At 63.3% G+C, this 23,525-nt stretch carries 20 protein-coding genes; 5 read left to right on the top strand and 15 right to left on the bottom strand.

All coding sequences use genetic code 11. The features are described 5' to 3' along the window. Positions 1–26: 26 nt before the first annotated feature. From HZB53_15280 to HZB53_15235, 10 genes are all read right to left on the bottom strand, one after another. Positions 27–2,273, bottom strand: a complete 2,247-nt coding sequence (locus tag HZB53_15280; GenBank protein MBI5879012.1) for a hypothetical protein — start codon at positions 2,271–2,273, stop codon at positions 27–29. A 76-nt stretch (positions 2,274–2,349) separates the two neighbouring features. Further along, positions 2,350–4,809: a hypothetical protein gene (locus HZB53_15275; protein MBI5879011.1), complete on the bottom strand. Its 2,460-nt coding sequence runs from the start codon at positions 4,807–4,809 to the stop codon at positions 2,350–2,352. A gap of 79 nt (positions 4,810–4,888) precedes the next feature. Continuing rightward, positions 4,889–5,614 (bottom strand): hypothetical protein, encoded by a 726-nt coding sequence (locus HZB53_15270; GenBank protein MBI5879010.1) that lies wholly within the window; start codon positions 5,612–5,614, stop codon positions 4,889–4,891. A 41-nt stretch (positions 5,615–5,655) separates the two neighbouring features. Continuing rightward, positions 5,656–6,456, bottom strand: a complete 801-nt coding sequence (locus HZB53_15265; protein MBI5879009.1) for a carboxypeptidase regulatory-like domain-containing protein — start codon at positions 6,454–6,456, stop codon at positions 5,656–5,658. A 98-nt stretch (positions 6,457–6,554) separates the two neighbouring features. Next, positions 6,555–6,920 (bottom strand): response regulator transcription factor, encoded by a 366-nt coding sequence (locus tag HZB53_15260; GenBank protein ID MBI5879008.1) that lies wholly within the window; start codon positions 6,918–6,920, stop codon positions 6,555–6,557. A 301-nt stretch (positions 6,921–7,221) separates the two neighbouring features. Continuing rightward, positions 7,222–7,926: a response regulator transcription factor gene (locus tag HZB53_15255; GenBank protein MBI5879007.1), complete on the bottom strand. Its 705-nt coding sequence runs from the start codon at positions 7,924–7,926 to the stop codon at positions 7,222–7,224. 462 nt (positions 7,927–8,388) lie between these two features. After that, positions 8,389–8,760, bottom strand: coding sequence for a hypothetical protein (locus tag HZB53_15250; GenBank protein ID MBI5879006.1), 372 nt, complete (start codon positions 8,758–8,760; stop codon positions 8,389–8,391). Positions 8,761–8,968: 208 nt separating this feature from the next. Next, entirely contained in the window at positions 8,969–9,658 is a 690-nt protein-coding gene (locus tag HZB53_15245) for a response regulator transcription factor (protein ID MBI5879005.1), read from the bottom strand. Continuing rightward, positions 9,636–12,302, bottom strand: coding sequence for a GAF domain-containing protein (locus HZB53_15240; GenBank protein MBI5879004.1), 2,667 nt, complete (start codon positions 12,300–12,302; stop codon positions 9,636–9,638). Before HZB53_15240 ends, HZB53_15245 begins: the two co-directional genes overlap by 23 nt. 138 nt (positions 12,303–12,440) lie before the next feature. Next, entirely contained in the window at positions 12,441–14,126 is a 1,686-nt protein-coding gene (locus HZB53_15235; protein ID MBI5879003.1) for an arginine--tRNA ligase, read from the bottom strand. A gap of 202 nt (positions 14,127–14,328) precedes the next feature. Here HZB53_15235 and HZB53_15230 point away from each other — a divergent pair, with 202 nt between their 5' ends. Genes HZB53_15230 through HZB53_15220 form a run of 3 tightly spaced genes read left to right on the top strand, consistent with a single transcriptional unit; the run spans position 14,329 to position 15,258 of the window. Beyond that, complete coding sequence (locus tag HZB53_15230; protein ID MBI5879002.1) at positions 14,329–14,565, top strand: hypothetical protein; 237 nt, start codon at positions 14,329–14,331, stop codon at positions 14,563–14,565. After that, positions 14,562–14,774, top strand: coding sequence for a hypothetical protein (locus tag HZB53_15225; GenBank protein MBI5879001.1), 213 nt, complete (start codon positions 14,562–14,564; stop codon positions 14,772–14,774). Before HZB53_15230 ends, HZB53_15225 begins: the two co-directional genes overlap by 4 nt. After that, positions 14,752–15,258, top strand: a complete 507-nt coding sequence (locus tag HZB53_15220; protein MBI5879000.1) for a hypothetical protein — start codon at positions 14,752–14,754, stop codon at positions 15,256–15,258. The genes HZB53_15225 and HZB53_15220 overlap by 23 nt, the downstream gene beginning before the upstream one ends. Positions 15,259–15,422: 164 nt before the next feature. Here HZB53_15220 and HZB53_15215 read toward each other — a convergent pair whose 3' ends face one another. From HZB53_15215 to polA, 5 genes are all read right to left on the bottom strand, one after another. Beyond that, positions 15,423–16,634 carry an LCP family protein gene (locus tag HZB53_15215; GenBank protein MBI5878999.1) on the bottom strand — a complete coding sequence of 404 codons (1,212 nt, stop codon included), beginning with the start codon at positions 16,632–16,634 and terminating at the stop codon, positions 15,423–15,425. Further along, positions 16,631–17,434: an alpha/beta hydrolase gene (locus HZB53_15210; GenBank protein ID MBI5878998.1), complete on the bottom strand. Its 804-nt coding sequence runs from the start codon at positions 17,432–17,434 to the stop codon at positions 16,631–16,633. Before HZB53_15210 ends, HZB53_15215 begins: the two co-directional genes overlap by 4 nt. Further along, positions 17,431–18,117, bottom strand: a complete 687-nt coding sequence (locus tag HZB53_15205; protein MBI5878997.1) for a DNA alkylation repair protein — start codon at positions 18,115–18,117, stop codon at positions 17,431–17,433. The genes HZB53_15210 and HZB53_15205 overlap by 4 nt, the downstream gene beginning before the upstream one ends. Beyond that, positions 18,117–18,392, bottom strand: coding sequence for a hypothetical protein (locus HZB53_15200; protein MBI5878996.1), 276 nt, complete (start codon positions 18,390–18,392; stop codon positions 18,117–18,119). The genes HZB53_15205 and HZB53_15200 overlap by 1 nt, the downstream gene beginning before the upstream one ends. A 98-nt stretch (positions 18,393–18,490) precedes the next feature. Continuing rightward, positions 18,491–21,322: a DNA polymerase I gene (gene polA / locus HZB53_15195; GenBank protein MBI5878995.1), complete on the bottom strand. Its 2,832-nt coding sequence runs from the start codon at positions 21,320–21,322 to the stop codon at positions 18,491–18,493. A 525-nt stretch (positions 21,323–21,847) separates the two neighbouring features. Here polA and HZB53_15190 point away from each other — a divergent pair. Together HZB53_15190 and HZB53_15185 are read left to right on the top strand one after the other, a co-directional pair. Next, positions 21,848–22,804, top strand: a complete 957-nt coding sequence (locus HZB53_15190; protein ID MBI5878994.1) for a DUF4268 domain-containing protein — start codon at positions 21,848–21,850, stop codon at positions 22,802–22,804. Positions 22,805–22,993: 189 nt separating this feature from the next. Further along, positions 22,994–23,398: a hypothetical protein gene (locus HZB53_15185; protein MBI5878993.1), complete on the top strand. Its 405-nt coding sequence runs from the start codon at positions 22,994–22,996 to the stop codon at positions 23,396–23,398. Positions 23,399–23,525 lie beyond the last annotated feature (127 nt).

Raw genomic sequence — 23,525 nt, 5'->3', positions numbered from 1 at the left:
CTGACACATTGGGTTTGTCGCTGACGCTACGGTGTCCAGGTCGAGGCGGTTAGCCCGTAGTTGCCGCCCGCCAGCACCAGGTCGAAGACGTTGACGAAGCCGTCGCCGTTGACGTCCGCGCCGGTGTCCGGCGTGATGCTCGTGCCGAATGCGCCGCCGATGGCGGCCAGGTCCGCGATGTCGATCTTGTCGTCGCCATTCACATCGCCGCCGGCCAGCGTTGGCGCCGTGCCGAGCGCGTTGATGGTGAGCGTGCCGGCCACGACGACGGCGCCGGCTTTGGTCGCCGGCAGGTACGCGCGCCGGTAGGCCGTGGCGCTGTACGTCCCGTTCGGGATGCCGCTGCCGGGCGTCGTCTTGAGCCGCACGTAATGACCGTTGACGTCGGTCGCCAGCCCGATGGGACCATAAGCCATGCACGCGCCGCCCGTGCAGGTCAGCACGACGGTCGCGTCGTTCCAGCCGGCGGGCGCGGTCGCGCCCTGCACGCGCCCTTGCAGTTTCAGGTAACCGTCCACCGCGCTGGTCGCCGCCGTGCAGGTCACCAGATCGCCGGTCAGCCCGGCGACAATTTCAAAGCCGTTGACGTCCGACAGTTTGGCGCCGGTGCCGGCCGTGTAGTCATAGCCCAATCCGCCGGTGCCCGCTGCGACGCACGTGTACTTCCAGGTGGCGATGCTCTGACCCGTAAGCGTTGCCGCCGTGGGATGGTTGTACGGCGCGCCCGCCAGCATCGTGCCCGCCAGCATCGTCTGATTAGGCGTCGGATGCGAGAAGCTCGCCGCGCGGAAATCCCAGAACCACCCGCCGGTACTGTTGTAACTCGAACCGGCCGGCGTGAACGTCATCAGACTGCTGGCGTGATTGACGACCAACTGCGCGCCATACAGCCCGGCTGCCGTCACCTGCGTGTCCAGCGTCGCGACCTCGCCGATTTCGTGTGTCGAGGCGGTGGCGCTCGACGCCAGCGCAAGGGCATACGGTGCGGTCGTCACGACGCCGCTGATGCCGTTGTTGCCGCCGCCCGGCCCGGCCGCGCTGCCCCACCAGTTGCGCGCCGCATCGACCGTCGCGCCGGCGGCGTTGTCGATACCTGTCGTCGTGTTGCCGGAGATATTGTTGTAGCGCAGGCTGAGGCTGACCGTCTTGCCGTTCTTCTGCTCGGTCTGCACGCCCACCGCATTATTGACGATCGCGTTGTTGTAGAGGAAAGCGCTATTCGTCCCGTCGCCGTAGCCGACCTGATCGGTCGTGATGAAGACGCCGACGCTGCCCGCCAGGCCCTGCCCGTCCACCGTGTTGTTGGTGAACGTGGTCGGCACGGCGGGACCGGCCGTGAAGCTGGAACTGTTGCCGAACGACGCCAGCCCGACGGCGCAGTTCACAATCTTGTTCGATTCGATCACCGGCGCGATGTAGGCGACGAAATCCCAGATGCCGTAGCCGTTCGCCATGCAGTTGCTGACCGTGTTGCCACTGATGCGGTCGGCCGTGCCGCCGCCGTCGCCGGCATTGTCGCTGTGCACGCCGCTGGCCGAGTTGACGACGACGTTGCCGAGGAACTGCGTGCCCTTCGAATGATTGGCGGCAATCGCGTCGTTAGCATCGACAACGATGTTGCGCTCGTAGATGCCCGCGCCGCCGAAGTTGAACATGCCGATCGAGGCCGGATCGGCCTGCACGTTCTGCACAATGTTGTCGCGGAAGTTAAATGTGCCGCCGCTCGAGGCGTACATGCCGCGCAGGTAGATGTTCTTGACCGTGACGTTCGACACGACCAGGTTGGTATACACCCCTAACGCGTGATTGGTGATGATGCCGTTGCGCGCATCGAGGTCGGCGCCGCCGGCCATGATCCCGCTGGCCAGCGCCGGGTTGTCGCCGTCGAGTGTGAAGCCGTTAATCGTGACGTTGTCGGCCTGCACGAGGATGATGTTGCTGGCTGCGCCGCCGCACAGCGAACTGCCGGCGCACGGGTTCGCGGCGGAGAGCGCCGGCTTGATAATCGACACGCCCTGGCCGGCGCCGTTGATGGTCAGCGGCTTGGTGATCGTCAGGTTCTCGATGAACGTGCCGGGCCGGGCCACAATCGTGTCGCCGCTGCTTGCGGCGTCGATCGCCGCCTGGATCGTCCGGCACAGGCGCAGTGTCGCGCACTGCGTGTTGTCGGGCAGGGCAGGATTGACCGTGTAGGTCGAAGCGGCCTGCACCGGCGCGGCCGTCGCCAGCAGGAGCAAAAACGCGCCGATGAGCCAGATTCGCGTGGGACGCATGCCAGATTCCTTTCGCCATGGCGGCGGGACGGCTCGGCATGGCCGGGCCGTCCCGCCGTGTAGTCCGGGTCGAAGCTTACGGCCAAACCGATGCCGTGCTGCCGTAGTTGCCGCCGGCCAGCACGAGGTCGAAGACGTTGACGAAGCCGTCGCCGTTGACGTCGGCGCCGGTGTCCGGCGTGACGCTCGTGCCGAACGCGCCGCCCAGCGCGGTCAGGTCGGCGATGTCGACGAGGTTGTCGCTCGTCACGTCGCCGCCGAGCAGCGTCGGCACGGGCGCGGTGCTGACGACGTTTGCGCCGGCGACGATCGTGACCGCCGCCTTCGTCGCGGGCAGGTAGGCGCGCCGCACGACGCTGGCGCTGTACGTGCCGAGCGCGACGCCGGTGCCGGGACCGGCCTTGACGATCGCGTACGCGCCGTTGATATCGGTCGCCGGGAAGTAGTACGGCCCGGAGCCGATGCACGCGCCGCCGGTGCAGGTCAGCGCCACGACCGCCCCGTTCCAGCCGGCGGGCGTGGCCGTGCCCTGCACGCGCCCTTGCAGGGCGATGCTGCCGCTGGTCGAGTCGGCTGTCGCGGCAACGCAGGTGACCGAGTCGCCAATCAGCGCAGACGGTAGACTCAAGCCGTTGATGTCGGACAGCAAGGTGCCGGTGCCGGCCGTGTTGTCGTACATCAGCGTGCCGGTGCCGGCTGCGGCGCAGGCGTACTTCCAGGTGGCGATGCTCTGCCCGCTCAGATTCGCGCCGACCGTGTGCAGCATGTCGCGCCGCATCGTGCCGGACAGCGCCGTCTGGTTCACGGTCGGGTGGCTGAAGTTCTGGGCCAGGAAGTCCCAGAACCAGCCGCCGACGTTGTTTGCGCTGGAGCCTGCCGCGAATGTCATCAAGCTGTTGTCGTGATTGACGACCAACTGCGCGCCGTACAGGCCGTTGGCCGTGACATTGCTGTCCAGCGTACCCGTCTCACCCAGTTCATGTGTCGAGGCGGTCGTGGACGCGGAGAGCGCCTTCGCGAACGGGAGGGTGGTGACCGGGCCGTTCACGCCGTTGTTGGTTCCACCGGGGCCCGTGTCGCTGCCCCACCAGTTGGTAGTCGCGTTGACCGGAGTAGCGGTGTTGTTGTTCACGCCGAACGCGCTGTTGCCGGAAATGTTGCTGTAGTTGACGGACGCCGTGCCGCCACTGACGGCCAATCCGGTGCCGTTGCCTGTCAACTGGGTATACAGGATCGATGCAGAGCCTGCCATGACACTGACGCCCGTGCCAAAGCCCGTGATGAAGTTGCTGCCAGCCGGCGTGCCGACTGTGGACACCGAGGCGCTCCGCATCTCGATGCCTTCACCCCCGCCGACGCCGCTCAAGCGGTTGTTGATGAACGTGTAATTCTCGTTCAAGCCGAGCTTAAAGCCGCGGAACACGCTGGTCAACACGTTGTGCTTCATCAGCAAGGGCTGGACGCCGCTAACGTCCATCGGCCCAAAGCCCAGTCCCGCGCCCTGCACCGTGTTGTTGCTGTACGTCACGGTCGTCGAGCCGCTGGAATGCGAGGTCGGACGGAAGGCGATCTGGCGGTTCAGGGCCGGATCGTTGCCGCCCGCCAGGTTGATAAACTGGTTGTTGCTGACGGTGATGTTGCTGCTGTGCGCGTGCCCGTTTTCCCAGATGCCGATGATGCGCGACGGGTTGGCCGACTGCGCGTTCAGCACGCGGATCGTGTTGCGATCGATGAGCAGACCGTCATAGACGTTACCGCCGCTCGTGTTGGACTGCATGGCGATGTTGGACGAGAACAGCGAGCCGCCCGCCAGGCCATAGGTCCACCAATCAGCCGGCGCGCCGGAATCGCTGACGCCGTTGCCGGGGATGTCGATCGTGTTGTACGCAATCGTCTGATTGGCACCGAACGAGTAATGGATGCCGATGTTCTGGTTGATGTCGGCCGGCGCATCCACCGAATTCAGGTCGGTCGCGATGCGGATATAGTTGTGCTTGATCTTGACGCCGTTGAAGGCCGTCGTGCCGCCCGCGCCGTAGAACATGCCGATGCTCAGATCGAAGTCCAGGATGCGCAGATTGGAGATCGTCCAGTTCTGGTTAGGCCCGCCTTCGAAGTCGAGGAAGCCTTCCAGGTTGACGGCCGGTAGATCGCCCGGACCCTGGATGGTTGCGGCGCCGAGGTAATCGGCAGTCAGCACGACGTTGTTGCGACCGGCCGGCACGACGATCTCGTAGTCGTCAGCATTGCTGGCGATACCATCGCTGCCCTTGGCCCACGACGCCGCGGCGTTGACTTCGGTCCAATCAAATGTGCCGATCAATTTAATCGTGTCGCCATTGGCCACGGACTGGATAGCGTTGTTGATGCGCGTGTAGTCGTTGTCGGCGGCGCTCGGCGCGCCGCCCGTCTCGCTGAAGGCGCGCACGACGATCAGCGGTCCAGCGGCGCGCGCCGATTGCGGCGCGGCCAGCGAACCGGCCATCAGCGTCACAAACAATGCGAGACCGACCAGCGTAAGAATCTTGTGTGTCATGAATGGCTCCTTGTCACGAGTTGCAACATTGGCGATGAAATGGAACGTTCGTGGAGGTGTGCAGCGTGATCTCCTTTCGTTATGTGCCGCTGCGGTTGCGGCGGCGCACGGCAAACAGCAGGAACGCAAGCGCGCCGAGGAACGCCAATGCGCCCACGCCCGCGGCCAGCATCGCCGTCGATGGGCCGGTCGAGGCCGGGCTGGCCGCCGGCGCGGCGGGCGCGTTGGCGGGGGCGCTGCCCGTCGCCGGTTGCGCGACGACCGGCGCCTTGACCTCCGGCGCTTTCGCGTCGGCCGATACGCCGATCGCGCCGTCGCCGGCCAGCGCCTTGATCTCTTTCGCCTCGCGCGTGGCCAAAATCACCTTGTCCCACGCCAGCGCGCTGGTCCCGTTCGCCTTGGCGCGAAACGTGATGGTCGCCAGCACGCCGCCCCCGCTGAGCGGCGGCGCCGGATTCAGCAGCGTCACGGCGTAGTCCACTTTGCCCGCCGAGTTGTCGGCCCGGTTGGCGGCGACAAAACTATCCTTCAGCCAGTCGCCGGGCTTGATCTGCACGTCGGCTTTGGACGGGTCGGCGTCCACCACTTCCACCACCGCGGGATCAAAGCGCAGGTGCAACTCTGCACCGTATAGGTTTTCTACATTCTCGGCGCGGATGGCCAGCGTCGCCTGCTCGCCGACGCGCATGCCGACCGACGGCGGGTCAGTGCGCACCGTGGCCTGCCCGTCGGCGGCGCGCGCGCTGGTCGGGCCCCAGCTCAACGCGGCCCAGAGCGCGAGCGCCCACAGGGCTTGCTTCAGCATTTGCCTATGATTCCAGTGCACAAACACCTCCAGTTGAGAAGTCAATCGCCCCATGGTTGCACTACGGGCTTGCCGATATTGCCGCTGATCAGTATCAGGTCGAGGATATTCACCTCGCCGTCGCCGTTCACGTCGGCGCGCGGGTCGAACCCGCTGGCGCGTCCGACCTGCCCGGCCACCAGTGCCACGTCGGCGAGCGAGAGCGTCCCCGATCCGCTGATGGCGCCGCGCAGCAGCTTGACCGGCGGCAGTTGTGTATCCTGGCCGGGGCGCACCACGACGCCGGTCCGCTGTGCGCCGTAAAAACCGCTGGTGCGCGCCGTCAGCGTGTACGTGCCGGGCGGTAAGGCCAGTTGGAAATCACCGGCGTTCGTGACGGTAGCGCTGAAGCCCCCCGGCGCCGCCGACAGGCTGATGGCGCTTGCCGCTCTCCAGCCTTGCAGCGCAATCCGCCCGCTGACCGTGCCGCCTGGTTCAACGGTGCTGGCCGGCGTGGGTGTCGCTGCCGGCAGCGGCGACCTGGTGGCGGCAGCCGGCGTGAATAGCGTGGCCGGAGGCACAGGCGTAGCCGTGAGCGTGACGACGGGTGATGGCGCGGATCCCGGCTCGGTCACGATCGGCGACGGCCTGGCGCGCGCCGTCAAGCTGGGGAGCGGCGCACTCCATGAGTCGGTGATAACCGCCGCCACCCGCACGCCGGCGCCAGTGGGTCCCGGCGTGCCGGCCGCGCGCACGTCCACCCGCAGCGCCAGCCACAGCAGGCACGCTGCCGCCAATCCGAGCAGCGCCAGCCAGCTCCGGCGCGCGTATCGCCTATCGCGTGCGTTGTGAATTGTCTGCATGGCGACCTGTCTGCGGGTGTGTGCGCCTGAAGCGCAACTACGTTCGCGCGTCGGTTCGTTGACCGTTGCGGTAACGTGTGCTGACCATTTGCCATCGCTCATGCCCATCGCCCTGTCCGCACTGCCCCACGCTGAGCCGCTCGGCCGGGCCAGGTCAAGACGTCGAGTTGCGCGGCCACCGCTTGCCCGTCGAACGGTTGCAGGTAGCACGCATCGACGCCCGTTTCGATCACCCGCTGGCGGTCGGCTTCGCGCACCGAGTTGGCCAGCGCGATGATCGGCACACTCGAGAGGCTACGCAGCGCCTGCAGCGATGCCGCCCATTCGTTGGCCTGCGGATTGTCCACCACCATCAACACGGCATCGGGCTGCAAGTCATAAGCCTGGCGGATAGCGCTTCGGGGATCGGGAGTGGCAAACAACTCGTAGTCTTGCGGGCCTAGTTGACTGAATACATCGAGCATTAGTGATGGTTCATGACAGATGAGCAATACCCTGCGCCGGGATGCCATGTCTTGCCTCCGTGCAGCCATTGATCAGTTTGTGTGCCGGACATCGTGCTGACTATGAGCAATTGGCGAGTGGTACCTTTGTGCTATTGACGCCCGCCGAGGTACGGTCACACCATATCATGGAACCTGGTTAAGGATCAAGAAGATGTTGGTTAACGTAAGGTTAATCGTAATATTCGTGCTGGAACGGGTGTTGAAAAACAAATCGCCGGTCAGCGATTCCTGCTGACCGGCGGGAATGGACAGTCGGAGGCTATCTATCGGCGAGGTGTGAGTCCGGTGCGGGCATAAACGAATAACCGTAGGCGCGATGCGTTACCACGTATTGTGGATGAGTTGGATCAACCTCGATTTTGTCGCGCAGATGGTGGATATATACCTTGAGGAGAGCACCTTGGTCTATGTAGTCAAGACCCAGCCCCTCAATCAGCAGGCGCTTGTGAGACACAGTCTCACCCGTATGGTGCACGAGGCATGCTAAAACGCTGAACTCGTTATGCGGCAGCCTAAATAGCTCGCCTTTGCAGCGTACGGTACGATTTTGCAGGTCGATCTGGAGGTAGCCGTCGCCATAATCCGGCATATTACGGACCACTTTGTCGGATTCGCGCAGGTGCGAACGTATGCGTGCAAGCAACTCGAGCCCGCTGAGCGGTTTGACCATGTAGTCGTCCGCGCCGAGGTCGAGCCCCTTGACTTTGTCCAGTTCGCCATCGCGTCCGGTCAGCATGATGATGGTGCCATCATAAAAGTCGCGCAATTTGCGGCAGACTTCCCATCCGTCCAGTGTGGGCATATTGATGTCCAGCAGGACGACGTCGGGACGAAACTCGAACGCCCTGCGCAGAGACTCGCTGCTATCCAGCACCGACGCGACTGCATAGCCCTCGGCTTGCAGAAGGTCCGTAACGAGTTTCACGATTTCGGCATCGTCATCAATTAAGAGAACCCGTGTCATGCTCGCTCTCCATGGACACCTAGTACGGCAACGCACGATGGTAACGGTTCAGGCATCAGATTGCCAAACGTGTCCGTGAACATAATTTCCGATAGACACTGCAGAAGAACTGGCTTCAACACAACCATGAATGACCAAGACTGTTTCAGTTCGATTATGTCCCCATACCTGGTGGTAAGTGCGGTTGTCGCCCCCTCATCCCCTGGCCCCTTCTCCCCCGCGCGCGGGGGAGAAGGGGAAAAGGTGATTGGGGCGAGGGCGGCGATTGCTATACAGTGCTGACGCATACAACAATCGCTTGGGGACATACTCATCACAAAACGGTATAATCCATACCGGCTGGCATCAATTCGGCCGGCCAGTCACATCGTCTGGGGTGCACGGTCTTGAACTGCTGCACGAGCCGGTCCGCCAAGCGCCGGATCGGATAACGAAACTGGAAGAACGGTTCAACCAGACCTCTCAGGCGGCGATCTCCGGGTGTGTCAACCGGCTGATCGCCGATTCAATCTGCCGCCCATCGTAAGGCCGCATCACATACAATGTGGCGCCATGCGCCAGCGCCCAATCGGCATCGCTCTGACGGCTGACCAGCGCCGCGATCGGCACGGCGGATACGGCGTGCAGCGAGTCCAGTGCCGCGTGCCAGTCGCCGGGCGGCGCATCCTGGGCGGCGATCAGCACGGCGTCAGGGCGCAGTTCGTACGCCTGGCGGCTGGTCGCGGAATAGTCCGGGGTGGCAAACACATCATACGCGCGCGGCGCGCCAAACGCGTGCACATCCAGCAACAATCGTGGGTCGTGACTGACCAACAGCACCCGTAGCCGGCTCATAGGTCCCCATCGGCAAGCGGTTCTGCCACGTCTCGCGAGATCGATCGCTACCCTCGCCTACCAATCTACTCCGAAAAGACGTTACAAATCAAGAGCGGAATTGTTAACGCCACATTACAGTTGCATAGTGCAATAGTGGGGCTGGGTGGTAGATGGGAAGCAAAAAACGCCCAAACGGGCGTTTAGAGTGGTGACATAACGCGACTTCTTAACCGTTGACTGGTGGTCCAAATGAGTACCCGGCATAACGGTGAGTTAGCACATAATGTGGGTGCGCCGGGTCGTCTTCCAGCCGTTCGCGCAGGCGGTGTACATACACGCGCAGGTAGTCATACTGGCCGGCATAATCCGCGCCCCACGCATCCAGCAACAGGCGATCCCGCGTGACCACCTCGCCGCGATGTCGCACCAGGCAGGTCAGCAGGTCGAACTCGCTCGTAGACAGGGTCAGCCGCGCCCCGTTACGCAACACGATGCGTCGCTGCAGGTCGATGATAAGCGCGGCGTCCTGGTAGTCCATCGAATTGAGCGGCGTGCGCGCGGCGCTGCGCAGGCGGGCACGAATGCGCGCTCGCAGTTCGTCGCGGCTGAACGGCTTGACCATGTAGTCGTCCGCGCCGAGGTCCAGTCCTTTCACTTTGTCCGTCTCGCTGTCGCGCGCGGTCAACATCACGATGACGCCGTCGTAGTACTCGCGCAGCGTCTTGCAGACGTCCCAGCCATCCATACCCGGCATGCCGATATCCAGCAGCACGAGATCGGGGCGATACTCGAATGCAGCCCGCAGCGCCTGGCGGCCGTTGGTGGCCGTGATGACCTCGTAGCTGCTGTCAAGCAGGTAGTCGGATATCAGCCGCACGATATCCGCATCGTCGTCAACGACCAGGATTCGCGTCATGTTCGCCCTCCGCCAGCGTGTACGCCGGCAGCGTGAAGAAGAATGCCGACCCGACGCCTTCCTCGCTCTCCACCCAGATGCGGCCGCCGTGCGCCTCGACCAGCCCGCGCGTGATGTACAGGCCCAGTCCGGAGCCGTAGGTCGGCCGCGTGTTTTCGCGCGGCACGCGGTAGAAGCGGTCAAAGATGCGCTCGCGGGCGACCGCGGGTATACCCTCCCCGCGGTCGCTGATGCCGACCAGCGCGCAGCCGTCGGCCTGTGCGCCCATGCGAATCGTGAGCGGCGAACCCGGCGGCGAGTACTGGATGGCGTTGTTGACCAGGTTGGTGAGGACTTCGTGCATGCGAAACGAGTCTGCGTACACGAGCGGCGTGTCGGCCGCCAGCTCCAGCGCAAACCGCTCGGCCTGGCCGGTCTCGCGCGCAACCTGGCGCGCGAGCGGCGGCAACGCCACCGGCTGGCGCTGCAACACCAGGCGGCCGCCCTGGATGCGCGCCGCTTGCAGGATGTTGGCGATCAGCTGCTCGAGTAGCGTGACGTCGGCGATAATGGCGTGGAAGTCGTCCCGGTCGTGCATCGGTCCGGCCGCTGAGCCGGCGACCTTTTCGACGCGCAGCCGTATGCGTGTGAGCGGCGTACGCAGTTCGTGCGACACGCTGCTGACGATGTCGGAGCGCAAGTTGTCGACCTGTGCGCGCTCGGTCACGTCCCACAACGCGATCAGCACACTGCGCGCCTCGCCGGAGGGCGTGCCGGCCAGCGGCGCCAGCGACACGGTCAATGTCCGGTTCGCCGGGAGCGCATGCCGCAGCGACAGCCACTGCTCGCCCGGCGACAGGTTCTGCCGCCGCTCGGCGGCGCGTGCCACGAGCGCGGCCAGCGAACCGCCGCCCTGCACGACCAGAAAGTCGTCGCATGAGCGCCCCGCCATCGCGGCCGGGTCGGTGGCGAGCAGTACCGAGGCTTTGGCGTTGAGCGACAGGATGCGCCCGCCGCAATCCACGGCGATCACGCCATCGGCGATCTGCTCGAGCGCATTGGACAGTTGCCGCTGCTCGCTCTTCAGTTGCTCGAACAACTGCGCGTTCTGGATGATAGCCGCCAGTTGCACCGCCAGCGCCTCGGCCAGCGCGATGTCGTTGGCATCGAATGCGCGCAACTCGCGCCGCTCCAGGTTCAGCGCCCCGATCACCCGCTCGCCCAGTAGAATCGGCACGGCCAGCTCCGACGCCGTCGGGAAGCGGCCGTAGGCCGGGCGGTAATATGGATCGACGCTCGTATCGGGCGCGTAGTAGGCGCTGCGTGTGAGCACGGCGTGGGTGGTGATGCGTTGCTCATCCAGCGGCAGCCGAAAGCCGAAGGTTTGCAGTACGTATCCCGGCTGGTCGCTGCTGCTGGCCCGGTAGCTCAACGAGGCGTCGTCGACCAACGCGATATCCACATAGGGATAGCCGAACGCCTGGCGGATCTGGTCGGCGACGGCCTGCAGCTTTTCATCGAGCGAACCGTCGATCTTCAGGCTATGGTTTACCTCATCAAAGAAACGCAACTGGCGCAGGATCTGGCTCGCCTTGACGTACAGCTTGTTGTTCTGCTCCGCCTTGTCGCGCGCCTCGCGGAACAGGCGGGCGTTGGCAATGGCGACGGCGGCCTGGTTCGCAAACAACGACAGCAGTTGGGCGTCGGCATCGGTGAACAGGCCGACCTGCTCGTTGTGCGACAGGGTCATCACGCCAATCAACTCCTGCCGGAAGATCAGCGGGACAGAGATGATCGAGCGCAATCCGGACGATTCAAAAATCGCGGAACGGCCGGGCCACGCCTGGTAATCGGCAACCATCAGCGGCTGGCCCGTCTGGAAGACGACTCCTGATGCGCCTTCGCCAGGCTTCAACTGGGCGCCGATATTTCGCGGGCTCGCCGCGGATTCCAGTCGCAGCACTTCCGCGTCGGCATCCCACAGGTAGATGCCGCCGCTGGTTCCGCCCAGTAACTGCATTGAGCGCGTGACCAATTGCCTCAGCAGCACAGGCAATTCCAGTTCGCCCGCGACCTCGGCGCTCGTATGCTGGATCGCTTCCAGTTGCGCCAGGCTGCGCTGCGCGATTTCATGCGCCTGCGCATTGCGTACCATCGTGCCGGCGTACGGCGCCGCCGCTTCCAGCAATTGCACATCGGCCGCGCTAAAGAAAGCGGGTTGGTCGCCCAGCGCTGTGATGGCGCCCACGACCTGCCCGCCCGCAATCAGCGGCACGACCGCTTCGGATCGAATCAATGGCAGCAAGGGTGAAGGCGTATGCAGCGGATCCTGGGATACGTCGGGGACGGCGAGGATGCGGCGCTGGCGAACGGCGCGCGCCATCAGGCTCGGTCCGTCCAGCCGGTGCCGGCGTTGCGCGAGGAAGGTATCGTCCCAGAAGCCGTATGGCGTGTCGCTGGCATGGAAGGCCAGTTCGGCGCCGCTCACGAGCGCAATGCTGACCGCGTAACAGTGGAGCGCGGCGCGCAATTCCTGCGCAATCGTCTTAAGCCTGGCGCGCAGGTCGAGCGACGATGCGACCAGCAGCGCGAGGCGATTGACCAACTCCAGCCGCTCAATGTACGCGCGGTCGGGCATCGGTGCCGAAAGGTCGGGGTTATTCATGCGTTTGCCTGGTTCGGACACGGGCGATATTTTTCGTACGCGTTGGCGGCTCGGCACGCCCGCCGGGCGGATGCAGACGAGCCGGCAGTCAGCGCCGGCTCGGGTGAGTATCGCCTGCGGGGCGGCGACTGCGCGGCGCTACATCTGATCGGGCGCGTCCATGCCGAGCAGATGCAGGGTGCGCGCCAGCACCTGTTTGGCCGCCTTCACCAGCTTCATACGCGCTTTGCTCAGTGCCTCGTCCACCGACTCACCGGGCAGCACGCGGCACTGCTTGTAGAACGAGTGGAAGGTCGCGGCCAGGTCCTGCGCGTAGTGCGTCAGCAGGTGCGGCGTCAGGTTGCGCGCCGCCAATTCGATCTGCTCCGGCAGTTCCAGCATCTTGCGGATCAGCGCCTGCTCGGCCGGGTGCGACAGCCGCGCCGTGTCGCCGTCGTCGAACAACTGGCCGCGTTCGGCGGCCGTGCGCAGGATGCTGGCGATGCGCGCATGCGCGTACTGCACGTAGTAGACCGGGTTCTGGTCCGACTGCTCGACCGCCAGTGCCAGGTCGAACTCGATGACGTTGTCGGCGCTGCGCGTCAGCAGCATGAAGCGCATGGCGTCCTTGCCGACGTCGCGCAGCACGTCCTTCAGCGCGACGAAGTCGCCCTTGCGCTTAGACATGCGCACCTGCTCGCCGCTCTTCATGATGTTGACGAACTGGTAGATGATAATGTCGATTTCGCCGGGAATGCCGAGCGCGCGCTTGGCCGCCTTCACGCGCGGCACATCGGCGTGATGGTCGCTGCCCCAGACGTACACGACCTTGTCGAACTGGCGTTCGACAAACTTGTTCCACATGTACGCGATGTCCGACGCAAAGTAGGTCGGCCGCTCGCTCGGCTCCGCGACGACGCTCGCAGAGCGGACGATCACGGCGTCTTTGTCCTCGCCGAACTCCTGCGCCGCGAACCAGATGGCGCCGTCCTTCTCCAACAGCAGGGCGCGCGTCTCCAGCAGCTTGTAGATCGTGTCGAAGGTGCCGTTGGTATACAAGCTGCGCTCTGAAAACCAGACATTGAAGCGCACGCCCATCTCCGCCAGCGTGCGGCGCGCCTCCGCGATCACCGCGTCCGTGCCGAGTTGGCCGAGCGCGCGCGTGGCCTCGTCGGGCGGCATCTGCAGGTACTTCTCGCCGTCGCGCGCGATGATCTCTTTGACGTAGTCTTTGATGTACTCGCCCTGGTAGCCGCCTTCGGGAAACGGCACGTCGAACCCGAGCGCCTGCTGGTAGCGCGCGTACATCGTGCCGCCGAACTTGCGGATCTGCGACCCGGCGTCGTTGACGTAGAACTCGCGCTCGACGTCGTAGCCGGCGGCTGCCAGAATCGAGGCGACGGTGTCGCCGATGACCGCGTTGCGCGCGCCGCCCATGTGCAGCGGTCCGGTCGGGTTGGCGCTGACGAACTCGACTTGCGCGCGCTTGCCGCCGCCGAGTGTGATGTTGCCGAACGTTTCGCCGGCCTGCAGGATGCCGTCCACCTGTCGCGCCAGGAACGCCGCGTCGAGGTGCATATTAAGGAAGCCGGGCGCGACCGCCTCTGACCGGGCGATCATGCTGCCGGACGGCACGTGGGCCGCGATCGCCTGCGCGATCTTGAGCGGCGCCATCCGGGCCTCTTTGGCAAGTTTCATGGCGACCGTCGTCGAGTAGTCGCCGTGGCCCGCTTCGCGCGGGCGCTCGACGTCGACGACCGGCATGGCAAATGCCGGCAGCGCGCCGGCCGCCTGCGCCGCCGCAATGGACTGGGCTATGACTTGTGCGAGTTCGTGTTTGAGCATGAGCAGAGTTTACCACAAGTGGTCACACTGCATGGATTTAATCTCTCTGCGAACATCTCGTACCTCTTGAAACGTGCTTGACAGGTTGACAGATTGGTCTATACTGGCTGCAAGCGCTTCGAATCCACATCGCAACCTTGGGCCAGGTGCCCCGAATCAGCAGCCATCTTGGAACGAAAGATCACCAGCGGAGGATGAGTGAATGCCAAAACCACAAGTAGTTGAAGAACATGGACTGCCAAGCTTGTCACTTGTGTTCGGCTATATTGCTGTTAAGGAACTTCAACGGCTAGATGACCGTGTGCGTGTCTTAGCTAGACTCGGCTATGGCAATGCTGAGATTGCCACGATTTGCAGCACTACGCCAGCTGCCGTAAGAACACTCAAGTCTGTAGCGAAACGGAAAACCAACAAGAAGCCCACCGGGAGAAAAACGTGAACGAAGACACTACTATTCGCTTAATGTTAGGGTATCTGTGCATTGCCAGCGAAGCGGAAGCAAGCTTAGTGCGGAAAATCCAGATACTGGACCGCTTCGAATTGAAGGATGCAGAGATCTCAAAGATAGCCGATTGCTCCGTTCAGTCCGTTCGCGACGCTCGATTCAAGGGCAAGAAGAAGTCAAATGCCAAAAAGAAGTCAGCATAAACGAATTGTTAAGATACCCGTTGCCTACATGGAGGCGATTGATTTAGGCAACGTGCTTTTTCCATCGTTGTATCAGTTTGAGAATGGCTTAAGACTTGCAGTTCATAGCCATCTCACAACCTGTTACGGGATTGATTGGTGGGAAATATCGCTCAAAACACAGCTTCCTACGATATGGAGCTACGCCGATCAGCAGAACAAACGGCGCGATGCCATGCCGTGGATTGGCGATTCCCGACGAGTTCAAGTCCTCCCGGTACACCTCGTGACATTAGGACATCTGGAGGAGATCGTCAAGAAATACAGGTCGGATTGTATTCCGCAACTCTTTCCAACAATTGAGTTTTTTCTCGGGCACATGGAGGTAGTGAAGAGGGTTCGAAATCTCTATACGCATATGTTCCCGTGCATTACGAAAAATGACTGCGATGTGGCAAAAAGGGAAATCCTTACTCTTGCGAGCCACATAAACGCCCGGCTATGAATCCACTACGACATCGCCCATCAAAATCGCCAGCTTAAGCCAGTCTTCAGAATTCTGCACCAGCCCTATCCAACAAGCTGCATCGATATCTCTTTCGGTGCCTTGTAAGTGCGTGTCATTGATCTACTTGGCACCAGTGCATCATCCGCGCACGTGATTACCGTCTAACACCCCGCACCCTTGATGCTCGTCGTCAGCGTGGGCGCGCTGAAGATGCCGCGCACCGCGGCGCGGATCGCGTTCACGTCCGGCGCGATGATCCACCACTTCTGCGGCGAATAGGTCACGCGCCCGAACCGTTCGTTGACTGCCAACCCGTGCGCGTCGCTCAGCTTGAGTTCGGTGCCGAGCTTCGCCAGCGCCGGAATCAGCGAAAGCGGCAGGTCGGTGCTCACGAGCGTGCGCGTCTGGTCCCACAGCGCCGGGATGCGCGGGAACGTCTCCGGCGACAGCAGTTTCTCGCGCACGCCGAGCATCACCTTCATCTGCCGCTTCATGCGGTCGCTGACGCTGGAGCTCAGCCGCGAGCGCGCGTAGTCGAGCGCCATCTGGCCGGTGAACTTCACGCGCCCGGCCGGTACCTTCAGCGTGCGCACGCCGCCGGGGATACTGCTGTCCTGGTAATACTCGGTGAACGGGCAGTCCACGTCCAGCGTGACGCCGCCCAGTGTGTCGATCGCCTTGACCACGCCGCCGAACTCGATCCGCACATAGTAGTCGATCGGCACGCCGAGCAGGCTCCCGACGACCTGCTTGAGCGTGGCGGTGCCCGCACCGTAGTCGACCGTGTTGATCTTGGTCGCGCCCTTTGGCGTGTTGACCCACAGATCGCGGTGAATGCTGACGACGCCCGCCTGCTTGCTCTGCGGGTCGAGCATGACGACCATGATCGTGTCGGTGCGCCAGTTGGTCTGCGTTGGCCGCCGGTCGCTGCCGAGCAGCATGATATTGACTGTCTTGGGCAGTGGCGCAACGACTGCCGCGGCGGCCGGTGTAGCGACTGGCGTTGGCCGGGGCGTGGCCGTTGCCAGGGGACGTGGCGTTGGGACGGCAGTGGCGTCAGGCTGCGCCAGTGGGATAGTCGTGGCAACTGGCTGCAACGCCTCGGCAGTCGCAGTCGTCGTCGCGGCGGGCGCGACCGGTTCGGCGGGCGCGGGCGTCAGCACGTCGCCGGGCGGCATCTCGTCATCGGGGTCGTCCGGCACACCAGCCATCGGGGGTGTGTTCTCGTCGGCGGCCACATCGGCAACATCGCCGACGGAATACGAATTGACGGCGCGGACCGGCACCGGCAGCGTGACAGCGGCGGCAATGAGAATCGATAGCCCAAGCGCGGCGCTGAGCAGGGCGGCCAGCAGGAGGATATGGAGTCTCATAACATGGCGAGAGGGCTCTGGTGCGCGGCCAGGAACTCCAGCACGATCCGATTGAACGCGTCCGGCGCTTCCATCGGCGACATGTGCCCCACGCCGGGGATGATGATCTTGCGCGCATGCCCACGCGTGGCCAGCAGATCCGCGATGGTGTGGAAGTCCGGCAGGTCGCGCTCGCCGAGCACCATCAGGGCCGGCATGCTGATCGCTTCCAGCCGCTTGAACGCATGGCTTGAGCGCCCACCGTCGTCGTGCAGAAAGTGAAAGCCGGAGTAGTCGGCGACCATCTGCGCCAGCGCAGCGGCGACCGCCGGCTGTTCGTTGGCCGGCGCAAACAGCGGGTGCGCCAGCCAGAGCCGCTTGGCGGCGTTCACGTTGCCCGTCGCCTCCATCGCCTGCCAACGCGCCCGCCAGTCATCCGACCAGCGATAGCCGCTCAATGCCGAGTCAACGGCGATTAGCGTCTGTGTCGCCTGCGGGTAATCCAGCGCGAAATCGACCGCCAGCATGCCGCCCATCGACAGGCCGAGGATATGCGCGCGCGCGATGCCGAGGTAAGCCATCAGCGCCATCTGGTCGTCGGTACGCGCATACGGCGACCCGTCCGGCGCAGCCGAGCGGCCGTAGCCGCGCACATCGTAGCGCACGACGCGGTAGCGCTGCGCGAAGACCGCGAATTGCGCGTCCCACATGCGCGTGTCGAGCGAGAGGCCGTGCACCAGCAGCAGCGGCTCGCCGTGCCCGGCGGCCTCGTAATACAGTCGCGTGCCGTTGACGGCGGCGAGACCAGACTCGATGTTCATTGCTTCTTCTTAATCCTCGCGAGCGTTTTATCGGCCGTCAGTTCGCGCAGGGCATCTGAGGCAATCCAGTGTGCCGCTTTGGAATCCATCCGGGCCATCTCGCGCGCGGCGGCGACCGCGGCTTTGTTCAGCCGCGCGTTGCGCTTGCCGATGTTCCGCAGCGCCCAGTTGACCGCCTTCTTCACGAAGTTGCGATCATCGGTCGCCGCCGCCTTGATCAGCGGCAGCAGTGCGAGGAACGCCGCGTCGGTCGCCTGCTTGTCATGTACTGCCAGTCCGGCGATGAGCGCGAACGCGCCGCGTCGCATGTATTCTTCCTTGCGCGAACTCCACTGGCGCGCCTTGTCGTAGGCAAACGGGGTGAGGTCGAACAGCCCGGTGCAGCACCCGTCGCAGATGTCCCACGAGTCGAACTCCCTGGCCCACTGATCCATCTGCCGCGCGGTCACCTGCGCCGGGTCGTCAATGATCGCGGCGAGCATGCGCGCCTCGTGGACGCCGGACTTCCACAGCGCGAGCGCCAGCGCGTGGTCTTTGCGGTACGGCCGGCCCAGCTTGCGCAGCGTCGTCACGGATACGCCCAGCGCGTGCGCGGTGTTGATCCCGAAGCGCGCCATGCCGGCGCGGTTGGCTTCGCTCGAAAGCGCGCGGAGTTCGTTCATGACGTCTGCGACGTGCGTCATCAGCGGCCTCGTTCGGATTCCAGCACTTTCTCAGCCAGCCAGACATTGATGAGCGTTTCAGTCGACACGCCCTGCTGTCGCGCACGGGCGGCGATCTTCTTGGCCAGTTGCGGTTCGAGCGCGGCAAGGTATTTGCGTCGCTTGATATCTACGTCAATCTGCGCTTCGTTGGTCTGGTCCCAATAGTCAGCCAGATCATGGCTATCCCAAAACTCGGACGCCTCCGCGATGGTTGCGAACTGCTCGGGGATAGCATCTTTTTTCTTACTTGCCATGTCGCCTTTATCCGTCAATTGACTGGTAGGGACGGGTCTCTGACCCGTCCGCGCGGACAGGTCAAAGACTTGTCCCTACGCTTCCGCCATCGCAGTGCTCACGCATCCTCCAACTCATCCCAGCTTGGCCCGGCCTTCACCTCGACCTCCAGCGGCACATCGAGCTCGTATGCGCCCGACATGATCTCGCGCGCCAGCGCGGCGACCGCCTTCACCTCTTTGTCCGGCGCCTCGAAGACCAGTTCATCGTGTACCTGCAAGATCATGCGGCTCTTCAGCTTGCGCTTGGCCAGGGCGTCGGCGATCCGCAGCATCGCGATCTTCATGATGTCGGCGCTGGTGCCCTGCACCGGCGCGTTGATCGCCATGCGCTCGGCGGCGGCGCGCATGTTGTAGTTGCCCGCGCGTGATTGCAGTTCCGGGAAGTAGCGGCGGCGGCCCAGCAGCGTCTCAACGTAGCCGATCGTGCGCGCCTTCTCCTTGGTGTCGTCCAGGTACTGCTTGACGCCCGGGTACTTCTCGAAGTAGCTGCGGATGAACTGGTCGGCCTCTTTCTGCGAGAGGTCGGTCTGCGCCGCCAACCCGAACGCGCTGATGCCATACACGATCGCATAGTTGGTCGTCTTGGCGATCGCGCGCATGTTCTTGGTCACTTCGCCGACCGGCACGCCGAAGATCGCGGCGGCTGTGGCGATGTGCACGTCTTCCTGGTTCTGGAACGCCTCCAGCAGGCGCGGGTCGCGCGACATGTGCGCCAGAATGCGCAGCTCGACCTGCGAGTAGTCGGCCTTGATCAGCTTGTGCCCCTTCGGCGCGATGAACGCGCGGCGCACCTTGCGCCCCAGTTCCGTGCGAATTGGGATGTTCTGCAGGTTTGGGTCGCTGCTGCTGATGCGGCCGGTGACCGCGCCGGTTTGGTTGTACGAGGTGTGCAGACGGCCGTCCTTCTGGCTGACCAGCACAGGCAGCGCCTCGACATACGTGGACTGCAACTTGTCCAGTTGCCGGTACTCCAGCAGCAGATCGACGACCGCGTGCGCGCCGCGCAGTTGCTCCAGCACTTCGACGGCGGTCGAGTAGCCGCCCTGCTTGGTCTTGCGCGAGCCGCTCGCGTCGAGTTGCAACTCCTCGAACAGCACCTTGCCGAGTTGCTGGGTCGAGTTCAGGTTGAACTCGTGCCCGACGCTGCGGTAGATGTCGCGCTGGATCTGGTCGAGCCGCTTTTCGAGCTCGTCCTTCATCGCCGCCAGGTACGCCGTGTCGAGCGTGACGCCTGCGCGCTCCATGGCGATCAGCACCGGCACCAGCGGCATCTCCAGCGTTGTAAACAGTTCCCAGGCGTTGCGCGCTTTCAGGTCGGGCGTCAGCCGGTTGACGAGCGCATACGTCACGTTGGCGTCATCGCAGGCATAAGTCGCGACCTGGCTGATCGGCACCGCGCCGATGGTGATCTGCTCTTTGCCCTTGCCGATCAGCGTCGTGATCTCGGTCATCTCGCGGCCGAGCCGGTTGAAGCCGAGCGCCTTGAGGCCGAGTTGCCGCGAACCGGGGTCGATCAGGAACGCGGCGACCATCGTGTCGTACGCGATGCCGTCGAGCGGCAGGCCCGCTTCGGCCAGCACGAGCGCGTCGAAGTTGATGTTGTGCCCGTACTTCTTGATCTTCGGGTCGGCGAAGACCGGCCCCAATAGTTCGCGCGCCTCGTCGAGCGGCATGTTGCGAAAATCGTCATCGCTTTCGCCATCCAGCGTGAGCAATTCCTGCTGCGGCCGCGCGTGCCCGACCGGGATGTACCATGCCTGCCCCTCGCGGACGGAGAGCGAGATGCCGACCAGTTCGCACTCGAACGCGTTGGGGCTGGTCGTCTCAGTGTCAATTGCGAACGCCTTCGCTTTCTTCAGTTGCGTGACGACCTTCTTCAGCGTTTTCGCATCGCGCACGGTGGCATAGTCGTTCGCCGCCGGCATCGCCCCCGGCGTCGTCGCCATCTCCGCTTCGTCTTTTGCCTCACCCTTCGTCGGCTCTTCCGCGCTTACGGCTTGGGGCTTGGGATTTGGAGTTTGGGATTTCTCCGTTGGCAGTTTCTCAAGGAAGCTGCGGAACTCCAGTTCGCGGAACAGCGCCCGCACTGCTTCCATGTCGTAACTGCCGGGGCGGCAGGCGGCCAGATCAAGCGTGAGCGGCGCATTGGTCACGATCTGCGCCAGCTTGTGCGAGAGCCGCGCCTGCGTTTCGTTGGCCGCCAGCGCTTCCTTGGCGCGTTTGGGCGTCACCTCGTCGAGGTGTTTGTAGACGCCGTCGAGCGTATCGTACTTCTGCAGCAGGTCGGTCGCCGTCTTCTCGCCGATGCCCGGCACGCCGGGGATGTTGTCGGAGGTGTCGCCCTTGAGCCCGCGATAGTCCACCAACTGGCGCGGGGCCAGCCCGTAGCGCTCTTTGACCGCCGCCTCGTCGTACTCGGCCAGGTCGCCGAACTGCCGGCGCGAAACGACCACCGTCGTGTGTGCGTCCACCAGTTGAAACGCGTCGGTATCGCCGGTGTAGATGACGGTGTCGGCGCCCTGCTTCGCCGCCAGCCGCGCCGCCGTGCCGAGCACGTCGTCGGCCTCGTAGCCGTCGAGCGTCAGCACCGGCAGGCCGAAGGCGCGCACGACCGCGTCGATGCGCGCGATCTGGTACGCCAGGTCGTCGGGCATGCGCTCGCGATGCCCCTTGTAGTCCGTGAACAGGTCGTCGCGGAACGTCCGGCCGACGTCGAACGCGACGGCGAGGTAGTCCGGCTGCTCCTCGCGCATGATCTTGAGCAGCGTGCTGACGAAGCCGTAGACGGCGTTCGTTAGTTCGCCCTTCGTCGTCTGCATGGACGGCGGCAGGGCGTGGTAGGCGCGGTAGGCGAGCGAGTGCCCGTCAATTAACACGAGTTTTGGCATGCCGTGATTTTATGCCCGCTGTGGACAAAGAGCAAGAGGAGGCAGGCGCCAGCCGGCAGTCAACAGTGAACGGTGAACAGTGAACAGTGGGCGTGTAGCCGCGACCGGTGGTCGCGGGGGCCGTGTCCGGCGCTGGAAATGCAGAGGCGGGATGGGTATAATTCAAGGCAAGGTCATGAAAGTCCAATACATCATCCCCAATGTTCAAATGCCATTTTCGACGAGATCGACCGGGTGCTGGCGACACACTACGGGTTCACGGCGGAGGAGTTGGACTTCATCATCAACTCCGACATCGCGCGGTGTGCGTACCGGATGGGGTGGGAGGCGGAGGAGGAGTGACAACGGATGCTAGTCGGTGGCTTTGCGCCACCGACCGATAGACGCACTCTGGCTTGAGGCCATGGTGCAGCGACGGACAAACGGACGGGACGGCGACTCGCGCCGCGGCATCAAGGTGTGACGCAGCGGAGTAGGGCAACCCGGCTGATGGAAGCGTCAGCACTGGCATAGGAGGCACCGAGAATGAAGTTGGGCAAAGTTGAAACAATCGAGCCACGCGGCCTTTGGCCTGACGAGGCAAAGGATTTCACGCCATGGCTGGCGAGCGCAGACGGGTTGGAATTGCTAGCTGAGACCATCAATGAAGGGGAGCTTGAGCTGGTTGAGACTGAAAAGAACGTGGGGCTTTTCAAAGCAGACATCCTGTGCCGCGTGACAGGCGAAGAGGACCATTTAGTGGTCATCGAGAATCAATTTGAGCCGACCGACCATGACCATCTCGGCAAGTTGATTACGTATGCCTCGGGCCTCAAGGCCAAGACCGTCGTATGGATATCTGAGGAATTCAGGGACGAGCATCGGCAGGCGATTGATTGGTTGAATGAGAACCAGATCGTCAGATTCTTCGGACTGGAAGTGTTTGGCATCAAGATCGCCGACTCGCCACCTGCGCCGCAATTCAAAGTGGTCAGCAGTCCGAATGTGTGGGCACAGGCTGTGCAGGAATCAAAGGATGTAGGCGCGACGTCAACCGAACTCGACCAGCAACAATTCTGGGAAGAAGTGCGTGAAACTATCAAGGTGAGTAATCCTTCCCTACGTTTGCAGAAGCCGCAGCCTCAGGCATGGTATCCGATTGCCATCGGCAGAGCCAATATGCACCTGTCACTCACCGTCAACACACGGGTTGAGCGAGTCGGCTGCGAGCTGTATTTGCAGGGGGCGCAAGCGAAGCAAGCATTTGATCTATTGGAGAAAGAGAAAGCAGCCATCGAGAAGGAATTGGGCTATGATGTTGAATGGCAACGCCTTGAAGGAAAGACCGCATGCAGAATTGTCGCATACAAGGATGGCTCCATCTACGATGCCGTTCAACGGCAAGAGTTGAAATCGTGGCTGACATCAGCGGCAGAACAGTTTTACAAAGTATTCGCGCTGAGGGTGAAAGCGCTAAAGCTGACAGCGGATAGCGGGAGTTAAGTGGCAGGACGCGCTTTGACTGGCCCTGTGCGGCAAAGCTTGCGCCTCGCTCCGCGCTTGCAGCGCGGGCACAGGAAAGACGCCAGGGCGCATCGCCCGGACGAACAGACAGAGGAAACGGATAAGCGGTATAGACGAACCGTCCCGGCACGAGGCGGACAACTGGAGACGGACCATAGGAGGCAGACCATGGACAAGCGGTTGATGTTTACGATTGCAGGCGGTGTGTTTCTTGGGCTATGCGCGTGTGTTGTAGTCATCGTAGTCGTTTTGGTCAGTGGCGGCCTTTTGGGAGCAGTGGTGCCGAAGACTTACTCCGTGCGGTACTCGGTTGAGAACGTCTCGCGGGGCGCGCTCATCGAATACGATGACGACGTGGTGGGAAAACTTCGGGGCACGGTGGGCGTGGACGGAGACAAATTCGGCACGGGGCATAGCTACCAAACGGCACGCTTTACGATCACCAGCAGCAACAAGAGTGACCGGCCGTGGTGTCATATCAGCGCCCACTTACCAGGCCAAATCTTGGCGGCAGCGGGCGTGGATGAGTTCGGTACGGGACCGACGGTGACGTGCGTGCTGCGGCTGCCATGAGGCCGCGATAGACTGACAGGGCGTGCTGCCGATCACGACGTAGTGGCATGATGACGAACGCGGTGCGGGAGACTAAGTAAGGATGTATGCGGCATGAACATCGGCAACGGACGAGGCCCAAATGGAC

This window comes from Chloroflexota bacterium, from assembly GCA_016235055.1.
Classification (GTDB): domain Bacteria; phylum Chloroflexota; class Anaerolineae; order JACRMK01; family JACRMK01; genus JACRMK01.
The sequence above is the reverse complement of the archived record's forward strand: the minus strand, read 5'-3'. Positions and strand labels throughout refer to the sequence as shown.